General features: G+C 33.8%; 10 protein-coding genes. 5 read left to right on the forward strand and 5 right to left on the reverse strand.

All coding sequences use genetic code 11. From position 1 onward, the window contains the following. Positions 1-9 precede the first annotated feature (9 nt). From EIG86_RS00525 to metK, 3 genes are all read right to left on the reverse strand, one after another. Positions 10-2,040 carry a M3 family metallopeptidase gene (locus EIG86_RS00525; RefSeq protein ID WP_127844204.1) on the reverse strand — a complete coding sequence of 677 codons (2,031 nt, stop codon included), beginning with the start codon at positions 2,038-2,040 and terminating at the stop codon, positions 10-12. Between the two features lie 23 nt (positions 2,041-2,063). Beyond that, the gene (locus EIG86_RS00530; RefSeq protein ID WP_127844205.1) at positions 2,064-3,122 is read right to left on the reverse strand and encodes a nucleoid-associated protein; all 1,059 of its coding nucleotides are present in this window, start codon (positions 3,120-3,122) and stop codon (positions 2,064-2,066) included. 147 nt (positions 3,123-3,269) lie between these two features. Next, on the reverse strand, positions 3,270-4,523 hold the full coding sequence (metK, locus tag EIG86_RS00535) for a methionine adenosyltransferase (protein ID WP_127844206.1): 1,254 nt from the start codon (positions 4,521-4,523) through the stop codon (positions 3,270-3,272). 257 nt (positions 4,524-4,780) lie between these two features. On the opposite strand from metK, the gene EIG86_RS00540 reads away from it, so the two are divergent. Continuing rightward, entirely contained in the window at positions 4,781-5,209 is a 429-nt protein-coding gene (locus EIG86_RS00540) for an OsmC family protein (RefSeq protein ID WP_127844207.1), read from the forward strand. Here EIG86_RS00540 and EIG86_RS00545 read toward each other — a convergent pair. Next, positions 5,197-6,396: an exo-beta-N-acetylmuramidase NamZ family protein gene (locus tag EIG86_RS00545; RefSeq protein WP_192901691.1), complete on the reverse strand. Its 1,200-nt coding sequence runs from the start codon at positions 6,394-6,396 to the stop codon at positions 5,197-5,199. The two genes, EIG86_RS00540 and EIG86_RS00545, sit on opposite strands and share 13 nt — an antisense overlap. Positions 6,397-6,403: 7 nt before the next feature. Between EIG86_RS00545 and EIG86_RS00550 the strand changes: the two genes are divergently transcribed. The 3 genes from EIG86_RS00550 to EIG86_RS00560 all read left to right on the forward strand — a co-directional run bounded on the left by EIG86_RS00550 (position 6,404) and on the right by EIG86_RS00560 (position 9,635). Further along, positions 6,404-7,639, forward strand: coding sequence for an ABC transporter permease (locus tag EIG86_RS00550; RefSeq protein WP_127844209.1), 1,236 nt, complete (start codon positions 6,404-6,406; stop codon positions 7,637-7,639). A gap of 85 nt (positions 7,640-7,724) precedes the next feature. After that, the gene (locus tag EIG86_RS00555) at positions 7,725-8,537 is read left to right on the forward strand and encodes a hypothetical protein (RefSeq protein ID WP_127844210.1); all 813 of its coding nucleotides are present in this window, start codon (positions 7,725-7,727) and stop codon (positions 8,535-8,537) included. Between the two features lie 117 nt (positions 8,538-8,654). After that, entirely contained in the window at positions 8,655-9,635 is a 981-nt protein-coding gene (locus EIG86_RS00560; RefSeq protein ID WP_127844211.1) for a PLP-dependent cysteine synthase family protein, read from the forward strand. 242 nt (positions 9,636-9,877) lie between these two features. Here the strand turns inward: EIG86_RS00560 and EIG86_RS00565 are convergent, their stop codons facing one another. After that, complete coding sequence (locus EIG86_RS00565; protein ID WP_127844212.1) at positions 9,878-11,464, reverse strand: peptide chain release factor 3; 1,587 nt, start codon at positions 11,462-11,464, stop codon at positions 9,878-9,880. A 197-nt stretch (positions 11,465-11,661) separates the two neighbouring features. Between EIG86_RS00565 and EIG86_RS00570 the strand changes: the two genes are divergently transcribed. Continuing rightward, positions 11,662-14,117 (forward strand): SdrD B-like domain-containing protein (locus EIG86_RS00570; RefSeq protein WP_317129898.1); only part of this gene is annotated, 2,456 nt, incomplete at its 3' end.

Here is a 14,117-nt window from a genome sequence, read left to right on the forward strand (position 1 = left end):
GATTAAATACTAAACTTTCAACAAGCCAGCGCGTTTGAGAAGCGCATCTGGATTTGGCTTTTGTCCGCGGAATTTTTCATAAAGTTCCATTGGATCTACGGTGCCGCCTTGCATAAGGATATTTTCTTTAAAACTTTGTGCTACTTTTTTGTTGAAGATACCTTGGCTTTTAAAATATTCAAAAGCATCAGCATCCAAAACTTCCGCCCATTTGTAAGAATAATATCCAGCGCTGTAACCACCTTGAAAAATATGTCCAAAAGCCGTACTCATGCAGTTTGTAGAAATATCTGGAAACAAATCTGTCGCTTTAAAAGCTTCAACTTCATGCGCTTTTACATCTTCAACATCTTTAGGATTTATTGCATGCCACGCCATATCTAGTTTTCCAAAACTAACTTGCCGTATGGTTTGCATACCTTCCATGAAATTGGCGGATTTTCTGATTTTGTCTATAAATTCCTGAGGAATCACTTCATCGGTTTCATAGTGTTTGGCAAACAATTCCAAAGCTTCTTTTTCGTAACACCAATTTTCCATCAGTTGGCTTGGCAGTTCTACAAAATCCCAATACACAGATGCGCCAGAAAGCGACGGATAAGTGGTGTTGGCGTTCATAGCGTGAAGCGCATGACCAAATTCATGAAACAAAGTTGTCACTTCGTTGAAAGTCAATAAAGAAGGTTGTTTTTGAGTAGGTTTTGTGAAATTACAAACAATCGACACTTGCGGGCGTTCATTGTTTCCAGATTTCTTAAACTGATTTTTATAAATCGTCATCCAAGCACCATCGCGTTTTCCAGCTCTTGGATGGAAATCTGCATAAAGTGTCGCTAAGTACGAATTCTCTTCATCTTTCACTTTATATGTCACGACATCTTCATGGTAAACGTCTATTTCTGAAGATTTTTCAAATTGCAATCCATATAACATATTCGCAATTTTGAACATGCCATCAATTACATTATTAAGTTCAAAATATGGCTTCAGCTTTGCTTCGTCCAAATCGAATTTTGCTTGCTTTAGTTTTTCTGTGTAAAACGCATTGTCCCATTTCTGAAACGACTGAATATTATCGGTTTTGAGCGCAAAATCTGCCAATTCATCAAATTCTTTTTTGGCTGCTGGTTTGGCTTTCACCAAAATATCATCCAAAAATTTCTGAACTTTAGTTTCAGATTTTGCCATGCGTTCTTGCAGTACAAAATCAGCATGGTTTTCAAAACCAAGCAATTGCGCGCGTTGGAATCTCAACTTTGAAATTTCTAAAACAATGGTTTCATTATTATATTCATTGTCTTTGAAGGCTTTGGAACCAAAACCTTTCAGCATAGTTTCACGAAGTTCTCTGTTTTTGGCAAACTTCATCACTGGCAGAAAAGTCGGAAAGTCCAAAGTCAAAATAAAGTTTGACTTATCTTTGCTTTTCGCCAATTCTGCGGCAGATTCTTTGACAGATTCTGGAATGCCTTCCAATTCTTTATCATCAGTGATATGAAGTTCGAAATTGTTGGTTTCAGCCAAAACATTTTCGCCAAAAGTGAGTGATAATTTGGCTAATTTCTTATCGATTTCTCTTAATTCTGTCTGTTTTTCGCTGTCTAAATTTGCGCCATTTCTGGTGAAATTCTTGTAAACTTTATCCAACAAACGTTCTTGTTCGTGATTCAATTTGAAATCGGATTGATTTTCAAAAACGTGCTTGATTTTTTCAAATAAAGCTTCATTCAACAGCAAATCATTATTGAATTCGCTTAGTTTTGGTGAAACTTCCTGAGCAATTTTTTGAATCTCTGGATTGGTTTCAGCAGAATTCAAATTGAAAAATATACTGGCAACTCTATCTAGTTTTTCACCTGAAAATTCTAAGGCTTCTATCGTGTTTTCAAAATTGGGTGAATCAGAATTTTCAGTGATTTTTTGAATATCTGCACGCGCCATTTCTAAAGCTTTTTCAAAAGCAGGTTGGAAATGCTCGTTTTTTATTTTAGAAAATGGTGGATGGTCAAAATCTTGTAATAGTGGGTTTTTTATAGACATAAATTATTTTTTCGAATTAGACTTTAGCTTTTTTCTTCTTTGTTGAAATACACCAAATAGTAAAACATTTGCCGTTCTTCGTCCCAGCCTTTTTCAATAAATCTTTCAGCACTGTCGCCACTGACAAAATCCATTTTTATTTGCACGTTGGTGTCGAGATTAATTACGCTTTTTATTTTCTTTCTAGCTGCCGTAACCGCCGTATTTGAAATCGGGAAATCTGATAAATCTTCAACTTTATATTTTGGTGCTTTTTCGGTTTTGTAATTCTGAAATTCAGGTTCTAAAGCCGGATTTTCCAAAACATCATTTAGGAAATTTTGCTCATTGAAATTGTCGTTTGAGGCAAAATGATTCATGGCCTTGTTCATAAACAAAACCTCTTGTTGTTTGTCTTCTGCCGGTAAAACAACGTCTTTAGCGAAGTTTTCGCAAAATTTCAAATACTTTTTGGTGTAGAAATTTTCATCTTCAAAAAAGTCGACTTGCAGAAATTGCTCCAACCAATATTTTGTATCATATTTATTGGAATCTACAGACAAAATTTTATAACCGTTTTCCTTTTCAGTATTGAAAATCAACGCACCTTTATCTAATTTATTAAGGTAAACGCCCTGTTGAAGAATCACATCTAGATTGTTTTGCTTTTCTTCAAATTGAAGAAAATCGTGTTTCAATTCAGATTTAAAAATACCAACTGCTGAAACTTTCTCGTTATCGACAAGCATATTTTCAAAATAAACGACATAAACTTCGCCGCCTTTGATGTGCTGATGCTTAGATTCATCAAACAATCTTTTGGTTATTTTTTTTGAAATTTGATGACTTTCCATAGGATTATTGAAAATATCTGTCACCATATTATTGAGTTCGTGAAATTCCAAATCGGTATCGTGAACAAAATGATAATAATTTTCTTCTTTATCTCTGAAAGATTTTAGAAAATATTCTTTAATGAGTGGTTTTAACTCATCTGAAAGCTCGTGTGGTTCTTCGGATAAAAAGAGCGATTCGTTTCTACTTTTGTTACCTACACGGTGAATAGACATGCTTTCTATTTGTGCGCTATATAAATTTATCATTTCAAATATTTTTTTCAAATATCAACATTCTAAAACTGAAATCAATCAAGTTTAGAAAATTTTGAAATTCATTTTTGAATATAATTTTGTAAAACAAAAATGCCTGAATGTAGAAACATGCAGGCATTTATTTTAATATGAGATGTTTTAATTCAGATCAAATTCATTTTTTAAACGATCGACAAAATCTAACTTTTCCCAAGTAAACAATTCTACGTCTTTTTTAACTTCACCAGAATAATCTGATCGAAATATTTTGGTTTCGATTCTCGGTGTTTTACCCATGTGTCCGTAAGCTGCGGTTTCACGATAAATAGGGTTTCTCAATTTCAATCGTTCTTCAATCATTCCTGGACGCATGTCGAAAATTGATCTAATTTTTTTAGCGATTTCTCCATCAGATAAATCTACATGTTTGTTGGTGGTGTTCACCAAAATTGAAGTCGGTTCGCTTACGCCAATTGCGTAGGAAACCTGCACCAAAATTTCGTCCGCAATACCTGCGGCAACCATATTTTTGGCAATATGTCTGGCAGCATAAGCTGCAGAACGGTCAACTTTACTCGGATCTTTTCCTGAAAAAGCACCGCCACCGTGTGCGCCTTTTCCACCGTATGTGTCTACAATGATTTTTCTTCCAGTCAAACCAGCGTCGCCGTGAGGTCCACCAATGACAAATTTCCCAGTTGGATTGATGTGATAATTGATGTCATTGTCGAATAATTTTTGAATATCGTCTTCAAAAAGTGCTTTTACTCTCGGAATTAAAATATTTTTAATGTCATTGTCAATTTTTTCCAGCATTTTATCGTCTTCATCAAAATTGTCATGTTGTGTAGAAACGACAATAGTATCAATTTTCTGAGGTACATTGTCATCGGAATATTCTATGGTAACTTGTGCTTTTGCATCTGGACGCAAATACTGAATATCCTTATTTTCTCTTCTCAATTTTGCCAATTCTATGAGTATTTTATGAGAAATATCCAATGCTAACGGCATGTAGTTTTCGGTTTCGTTTGTGGCATAACCGAACATCATACCTTGGTCTCCAGCGCCTTGTTCTTCCTTTGAAGTTTTGTCAACGCCCTGATAAATATCTTGTGATTGTTCGTGAATTAATGAAATTACACCACAAGAATCGCCACTGAATCGATATTCTCCTTTAGTATATCCAATGTCGTTGATAACGTCTCTGGCAATTTGCTGGACATCTATATATGTGTTGCTTCTCACTTCGCCAGCCAAAACAACTTGTCCAGTGGTTACTAAAGTTTCGCAAGCGACTTTTGAAGTATCATCAAAAGCCAAAAAATAATCTAATAATGCATCGCTAATTTGGTCTGCAATTTTATCTGGGTGACCTTCAGATACGCTTTCTGAAGTAAATAAATAAGACATAAAAAATATTTTTAAAATTTAGTCGGAAGGAATGGTCTGTATTAACAACTAAACTTGAAATACTGTTTTAGCAATTTTTAGAGGCTGCAATCAGTCAAATCCTTCCTCGACAGCAAATTTAATAAATTTGATGAATTCTAAATTAGATTAGCTATTTTTTAGCATTTCATTATTTATAATCAAGGTGAATCTATTTATTTTTGAATAAATATTAAGTTGAAGTTCAACTTGAAACGCAAATTTTAAAAAAGATTACTATGAAAATCACTTTAAATAAAAAACAAAACAGTGACGTCCACTTTGAAGCTGAAAATGCCAATGGTCATAAAGTAGAGATGTTCAATTCTTCGGCGCCAAATCCCCAGGCGGCAAGTCCTATGGAATTGATTTTGATGGGTCTGTCTGGTTGCAGTAGTATTGACATTGTTCATATTTTAAAAAAACAAAATTTAAACATCGACGACTTGCAAATGGAAGTGGAAGGATTTAGAAAAGACACCGACCCTAAAGTGTTTCATACTATTCAGCTTTTGGTAAAATTAAAAGGTGAAATTCCACCTAATAAAGCCTTTAGAGCCGCAAAATTATCTTTTGAAAAATATTGTTCTGTTTCAAAAATGCTTGATCAAACAGTCGATATTCAGTATAAAGTTGAATTGAACGGAGAAAAAATTCAATCTTCGTAAATTTCGTAGGGCAGAATCATTTGTTGGTATTTTTTCAAGCCTTCAGCCCAAGTGGCGCGAATTTCTTCTGCGCTAAGTCCAGCTTCAATCTGAATTTTCAATTTATCATTACCAGCCAATTTGTTGAAAAAATTATTGAAAAATTCAGATTGATTTTCGGTATTTTGATAAGCTTCAATCAACCATTTTAAATTGATTTGATTCAATGTTTTATGATTTTGTAAATTTTTTCCATAACAGGTTTCATTTTCATGTTTTGGATATTTCGCGCCAGGATTTGATTTTGGCGTGAATTCAAATTCAAAATGATTTTGGTCTAAAAATGGAGAACCGAAAATTTGAAATTGCAAATCCGTGCCACGACCGGCATTGACATTGGTGCCTTCAAAAAAACATAAACTCGGATACAAGTTTATGGATTTTGAATTTGGTAAATTTGGCGAAGGTTTGATGGGTAAATCATAACTTTTAGTTTTGTTGTAATTTTTCATTTCTATGACTTTCAAATCACATTTTAAGCTATTATTTAACCAAGATTCACCATTGATCATTTTTGCATACTCACCAATAGTCAATCCGTGAACAATTGGAACAGGATGCATTCCAACAAAACTTTTGAATTCTTCTACCAAAATCGGACCGTCTATATAATGTCCGTTTGGATTTGGACGATCCAACACTAGAAGTTTGATATTATTTTCAGCGCAAGCTTCCATAATATAATGTAAAGTAGAAATATAAGTGTAAAATCTAGCGCCAACATCCTGAATGTCAAAAATTATTAAATCAATACCAAGCAATTGCTCAGGTTTTGGCTTTTTGTTGTCGCCGTAAAGCGAAACGATTGGCAAATTTGTTTTGGTATCGATGCCATCTTTTACAATTTCTCCGGCATCGGCTTTACCACGAAAACCGTGTTCCGGGGCAAAAACTTTTTTGATGTTGACTTTTCGATTCAATAATGAATCGACCAAATGCACATAGGAATTATCTTTTTTGAAAATCACAGATGTTTGGTTGCCGACAATCGCCACGCTTTTATCTTTAAGGAGTGGGAGGTAAGTTTCGGTTAAATTAGCACCGACAATAATGTCTGAGTCGTCCGAATTCAATTTCTGTTGCGCATTGCAAGAAAAATTGATAAGAAGAATAAAATAAACTGTATTTTTGAGGCAATTATAAATCATTGTTAGGTTGAATTTCGAATTTTTTGTTTCCAAACGCCTTGTTGCCAAAAGCGACCATAAAAGTAGTATATCTGCGCCGATAATTAAAATTGCGATTGCTGCCATAACTATTGGTATAGTTATGATGTTGATAGCATTTGGTACAGGTTTAGGACTGCAAGAAAAAATCCGTGATAAAATTGCTGCATTCAATGGTCATATAATTATCAATAATTTTTCTAATGACCAGTCAAATATCACTTTTGAACCGGTAACTAAAAACCAAGATTTTTATCCTGAATTTGAATCGATACCTGAAATCAATCACATTCAGACAGTTGCTACAAAATATGGAATTATTAGAACGGAAACTGATTTTGAAGGTATTGTAGTGAAAGGTGTTGGCGAAGATTATCGCTGGGATTTTCTAGAAGAATTTTTAGTAGAAGGTGAACTGCCAGTTTTTGATGAGAAAATCAGTAAGCAGGTTTTGATTTCAAGTTATTTGGCAAATCGACTGGATTTTGAAGTCGGGGAGAAGATCATTGTTTATTTTATGCGCGAAGATCAAGATCGTTTACCACGATCAGTTGGTTTGACGATATCGGGTATTTTTGATTCTGGTTTTCAAGAATTTGACAAAACCTATGTGATTGCAGATTTGAAGCAAATTCAACGTTTAAACAATTGGGAAAGTCATGAAGTTGGCCAATTTGAAATGTTTGTTGAAGATTTTACACAAATTGAAAGCGTTGGATTCAAAGTCTATGAAAATATCGGTTCTTTTCTGAATGCCAGTACAATTATTGAAAAATACCCTTCAATTTTTGAATGGTTGAAAATGTTTGATTTTAATATTGCGCTTATTATTGGCATCATGATTTTAGTTGCTGGCATCAATATGATTACCGCTTTGTTGGTTTTAATTTTAGAACGCACCCAAATGATTGGAATTTTGAAAGCACTGGGCGCTACTGATTGGTCGGTTCGTAAAATTTTCTTGTATAACGCTGGATTTCTGATATTCAAAGGACTTTTTCTAGGAAATATCATCGGATTAGGAATCTTATTTATTCAGAAATATTTTGAAATTATTCCACTGAATCCTGAAACTTATTATGTCACAACTGCACCAATTTATATAGATTGGACTTATATTGTTTTTGTGAACATTGGAACGCTAATTTTATGTCTATTGATGCTTCTGATTCCGTCGATTATCATTTCAAAGATTTCACCAGTTAAGGCAATTAAGTTTGAATAAGACTAAATTTACATGAATAATTACAAGCTTAGGTTGAATCATTAAGTTTTTTTTATAAATTTGAACTTAAATTAAAATTTAAATAATGATTAAAAATTCAATAAAAATTGCTTTTGTTTTTGGTTTGCTAATAAGTTCTATTTCATGTAGCAACGAGCCATTAGAAGGAGAATTCCCTGATAGTTTAGATCCAAATCTTCCGTCGAATCCAGGATCACCAACAGAACCGGGTGAAGGTTCCACTGGAGATTATTGGCCAATGGCTGTTGGAAATACTTGGGTTTATAATGTTGAAAGTAACAATTCTAGCTCAGAAAATGAATATTCAGTAAACAGTGAAACTACAATAGAAGGTTTACCAGCATATCAAATTGATAATTTTATTTCAGATGCTGGAGTAGAAACTCCAGATTTACCAGTAGAACAAGATTTTGACCAACCAGATAATTATGTGATCAAAAATGAAGGTAACTATTATAATTTGCTTGAAAGTTTTTCTTTTGAAGAAAATGGCATAAGTCTTTCTATTTCAGGCTTTAATTATGTTTTTTTAAAAGACTACTTGGAAGAAGGTCAATCATACTCCTCAGATTTTGATTTTACATATACTTCAAGTATTGATATTGAAGGTTTCGAGGACTTTGAAGATATTGAATTTACTCAAAATTTTAATTATGAGATGACGATGGTTGAGCGTGGTATGATATTAGAAGTCAATGAAGTAGAATATGAAGATGTTATTCACATTGAAATTGTTCTTACTATTTCTCAAGAAGGTCTTGAAGAGACTATTACAGATACTTCCGAGGTTTATCTTGCTAAAGATATTGGTCCGATTAGGATTATTAACGAGTCAGAAGGGTCAACATCAGATTTAATTTCTTACGAATTGAACTAAAATAAAATTCAAATTTTATAAAAGAAACCGCTTAATCAAGCGGTTTCTTTAGTTTATAAGAAACTGTGTAAGATTTGAGTTTTACTTTTTTATATTTGCATTCCTCAAAATTTAACTATGAAATACGCAGAAAATATTATAGAAACCATTGGTAATACGCCTTTGGTTAAGATGAATAAAATTGTTGAAGAAATTGACGCTTTAGTATTGGCAAAATACGAAACATTCAATCCTGGAAATTCTGTAAAAGACAGAATGGCTGTACAAATGATTGAAGATGCTGAAGCAGATGGTCGTCTGAAACCAGGAGGTACAATCATTGAGGGTACTTCTGGCAATACCGGAATGGGATTGGCTTTGGTTGCAATTGTAAAAGGTTATAAAGTGATTTGTGTACTTAGTGACAAACAAAGTAAAGAAAAAATGGATATTCTAAAAGCCGTAGGTTGCGAAGTTCATGTTTGTCCAACAGATGTTGCTCCAGATGATCCACAATCGTATTATTCTACTTCGGCAAGATTAGCTGAGGAAACACCAAATTCTTGGTATGTAAATCAGTACGACAATCCCTCGAATTGTAAAGCGCATTTTAAATCTACCGGCCCTGAGATTTGGGAACAAACCGATGGTAAAGTTACTCATTTTGTTGTTGGAGTCGGTACTGGCGGGACGATTTCTGGCGTTGGAAGTTATTTGAAAATGAAAAATCCAAATGTGAAAGTTTGGGGAATTGATACTTACGGTTCTGTATTTAAAAAATATCACGAAACTGGTGAATTTGATGAGAAAGAGATTTATCCTTACGTTACAGAAGGTATTGGTGAAGATATTTTACCCTTAAATGTTCGTTTCGAAGTTATTGACGGTTTTACAAAAGTTACAGACAAAGATGCTGCAGTTTATACACAAAAGTTAGCTAAGGAAGAAGGTATGTTTTTGGGGAATTCTGCTGGCGCTGCTGTCAAAGGTCTTTTACAATTGAAAGAACACTTCAAAAAAGATGATGTTGTTGTGGTTTTATTTCACGATCACGGAAGTCGATATGTTGGTAAAATTTATAATGACGATTGGATGCGTAAACAAGGTTATATAGAATAGATTATCCAAAATTCTGAAAAGTAACAAAAAAAGCTTTTGAAGATTCAAAAGCTTTTTTTGTTATTGATTTTATATCTTAAAGTTAGTCCAATAGCCCTGATTGTAGCAGAAAGCCCGTAAAGTTAGAAATTAGCAAAACACAAGCACTAAAGCGACCACAAGAAGCTTTTGGTGCGACGATGTTTTTGCTTTGTGAAAACTGCGGACTTGATGCGGAAAGCAGGTTCTCGGCTTCTTAATATTTAAAATTCTGAAGTAAAATGAAATTTAATATTTTTATATTTTTGCTGTGTCATTTGCAATGAAAATGCAGAATCGGCTAAAAATACAAGTTGGTTTTGTTTATCCTTTGCTAAATATTTAGATTTTACTCTTTTAAATTCTTGAAACTCTTCGCTTTTTTCGTTTTCTGGTTGCACCCAGCAGGCTTTATGTACGTTGATGTTTTCGTAAGAACACTTTGCGCCGTATTCATGCTCTAGTCTATATTGAATAACTTCATATTGAAGTGCGCCAACAGTACCAATTATTTTCCTATTGTTCATTTCCAAAGTAAATAATTGTGCAACACCTTCGTCCATAAGTTGTTCGATACCTTTGTTAATTTGCTTGGACTTCATCGGATCCGCATTGTTGATATATCGAAAATGTTCTGGTGAAAAATTTGGAATGCCTCTGTAATTCAAAACTTCGCCTTCTGTCAAAGTATCACCTATTTTGAAGTTTCCAGTATCATGTAATCCTACAATATCTCCAGGAAACATTTCATCTACAATTTCTTTACGTTCGGCAAAAAAAGCATTAGGACTGGAAAATTTTAATTTCTTATTTTGTCTGACATGCAAATAGGGCTTATTTCTTTCAAATTTACCTGAAACTATCTTCACAAAAGCGAGTCGATCACGATGGCGAGGATCCATATTGGCGTGAATTTTGAAAACAAATCCAGTAAATTTGTCTTCTTCAGGTTTTATTTCTCTGATGTCACTATCTTTTGGTCTTGGAGGTGGAGCAATATCTATGAAACAATCTAAAAGTTCACGAACTCCAAAATTATTTAAAGCTGATCCGAAAAATACGGGTTGAAGTTGCCCTTTTTTGTAAAGTTCTTTGTCAAATTCTGGATAAACACCTTGCGCCAGTTCCAATTCTTCTCTTAGCGTATTGGCTGATGTTTCGCCAATTAAATCATCAATTTCTGAAGTTGAAAGATCACTAACTTCAATAGTATCTTCGATATCTTTTTTAGGGTCTCCTGTGAAGAGGTTCACATTTTGTTCCCATATATTGTAAATTCCTTTGAAATCGTAGCCCATTCCAATAGGGAAACTGAGAGGCGTAACTTGTAAATTGAGTTTTTGTTCAATTTCGTCTAGTAATTCGAAAGCATCCTTTCCTTCTCTATCCATTTTGTTGATAAAAACAATCATCGGAATATTTCGCATTCTACAAACTTCTACAAGTTTTTCAGTTTGCTCCTCAACACCCTTGGCAACATCAATAACAACGATAACACTGTCTACAGCGGTTAAAGTCCTGAAAGTATCTTCAGCAAAATCTTTGTGCCCAGGAGTATCTAATATGTTTATTTTTAGGTTTTTATATTCAAACCCAAGTACAGAAGTGGCTACTGAAATCCCTCGTTGTCGCTCAATTTCCATAAAGTCACTGGTGGCAGTTTTCTTTATTTTATTGGATTTTACAGCGCCAGCTTCTTGAATAGCACCACCAAAAAGTAAGAGTTTTTCAGTAAGAGTAGTTTTTCCAGCATCGGGGTGAGATACAATACCAAACGTTCGTCGTCTATTTATTTCTTTATTGAATTTCATGACGGCAAATTTACTTTAATATTAAATTTTATCAATTCAAATCAAAAAATAATTTATTTAATATTCTTCTTAAATTTCATATTTAAATTGCTTTACTATTTGTCTTTTTTGGATATGTTAATTTTAATACAAACATCTAAGGTTTTGTTAATTATACATATATTTGTTCTAACTAACTCAATGGAAATCTAGAATTAATGAAACTACACGGTACAGTTTTTGTTCTGATGTTTTTTGCATCCAGCTTACTATATAATTCTTTCGGTCAAACTGAAAATATATTTCTACCGAATCCTTTCCAAAATTTACTTGCACAATTTAATGATCCTGGAACAGTTACAGGTCGCGTATACTACGATGTTAATGATAATGGGAATCAGGATCCAGGTGAACCAGGAATAGAAGGAGTTGGTGTTTTAATAGTTAATATTACAAATAATAATAATGCAAATACAGTTTTTACAGATGAAAATGGAGATTGGTCTCTAACAACAGTCGCTGGAAGCATTGCAGTATTTATTCAAGTAGAGCAGTTGTGGAATGGCTATACCATAAATGAAGGCTCAAGTTTTTTTGTTGATGTTATTAATGAAAATCAAACAACAGACACTGGAACTACTGGATTTGCTTATTATACTGATGTTCAGGGTCATTTGTATTTTGATCTTAATGGCAATGGCATACAAGATGATATTGAACCAGATATGGTTGGTGTTGAAGTTGAAATTACAGATTTTTTAAACAATACTTTCCAAGTCCAAACCGATATTGATGGTAATTGGCAAACTAACTTGATTATGGGTGACATTGTTGTCGATATTAATCAAAATAACCCACCATTTCCTATTGGTGCAATGCAAACAGAAGGTACAGACCCATCAACTCATCCCTTGGAGTTAGATTTCGAAAATCAACCAGATGATGTTATTTTTATTGAAAATGATGGATTTTTTGAGTCTGGTGAAATCTCAGGTTTAATTTATGACGATTTGAATAATAATGGCAGTTTAGATGTTGGTGAACCTGGTTTAGACGATATTGATGTTATCATAACCACATTTGTTGGTGAAACTGTAATTGTTGAAACTAATGCCAACGGCGAATGGAGCTCAAGCGTCCCACTTGGTACAACAATTTCTCAGATAGATACTAGCGATCCTGATTTTCCTGACGGTGCGATTCAAACTGAAGGTTCAAACCCAACCACAACTGAAGTTTTATTAAATCAATCTTATTCCGAAATTGACGGATTTTTCAAGACAGGTCAAATATCTGGACATTTATATTTTGACGAAAACGGTAATGGTACTCAGGATTCAGACGAACCAAATATGCCTGATGTTGATGTTCAAATAGTTGATGGAATCGGTCAAACATTTATTGAAACAACCGATGTTAATGGAAATTGGACAAAAAATGTTTCTATAGGAATTGCAACAACTACAATTGACACAAACGATCCTGACTTTCCAACAGGTACTGACCAAACTCAAGGGAGTAATCCTACAATTTTTAATGTTGTCAATGGTGAAATTTATTCAGAAATAGATGGTTTTTATGAAACAGGAACATTATCAGGGCATTTATATTTCGATGTAAACGGAAATGGAACTCAAGATCCAAATGAATCTGATATGCCAAATGTAGATGTGGAAATTACTGATGTTTTTGGTGAAATTGAAACCATTTCTACAAATTCAAACGGTGATTGGACAATAGAATTACCATTAGGTCAAGTCATAACAAACATTGACTTCAACGATCCACAATTTCCTACTAATGCAATTCAAACTGAAGGTTCAAATCCTACAGTCTCCATTGTAGAAGCTAATCAAACTGTAGAGGAAGTAAATGGTTTTTTTGAATCAGGTGACATTTCAGGACATTTATATTTTGATATTAATGGAAATGGAATTCAAGATTCAGTTGAACCGGACATGGTTAATGTGGATGTTGAAATTACTGATGCTTTAGGTCAAATTCAAATTTTAACTACAGATACTAATGGAAATTGGCAAGCCGTTGTAGCTGCAGGTATAGTAACAACAAATATAGATTTTAACGATCCAGATTTTCCTACAGGTGCAACTCAAACACAAGGCTCAAATCCTACAACAACAAATGTTAATAATGGTGGTGTTTTTAATGAAATTGATGGTTTTTTTCAATCGGGGATTTTAGAAGGTTTGCTATATTACGATTCAAATCAGAATGGAATTCAAGATGCAACTGAGTTAGGAATAACTGATGTTAGTGTTGACATTTTGACTTCACTAGGAAATTTAATTACCATAGAAACTGATGAAAATGGAGAATGGTCCATTCTTGTTCCTGAAGGAACAACAGTTTCAGAGATAGATATTAATGACCCTGATTTTCCGACTGGATCAATTCAAACCGAAGGTTCCAATCCCACCACAACTGAAGTTGGAAATGGAGATACAGAAAATGACACTAACGGATTCTATGCCTTTGGTGATCTTACAGGTCATTTATATTTCGATCAAAACGGTAACGGAACGCAAGATGCTGGTGAACCAAATATGCCAAATGTAGATGTTGAAATTATTGACGCTTTAGGAAATACTTATACAGAAGAAACCGATGCGAATGGCGATTGGAGTTTAGAATTACCAATCGGAGATGCGATTTC

It is taken from the genome of Psychroflexus aestuariivivens (assembly GCF_004010055.1).
Lineage (GTDB): Bacteria > Bacteroidota > Bacteroidia > Flavobacteriales > Flavobacteriaceae > Psychroflexus > Psychroflexus aestuariivivens.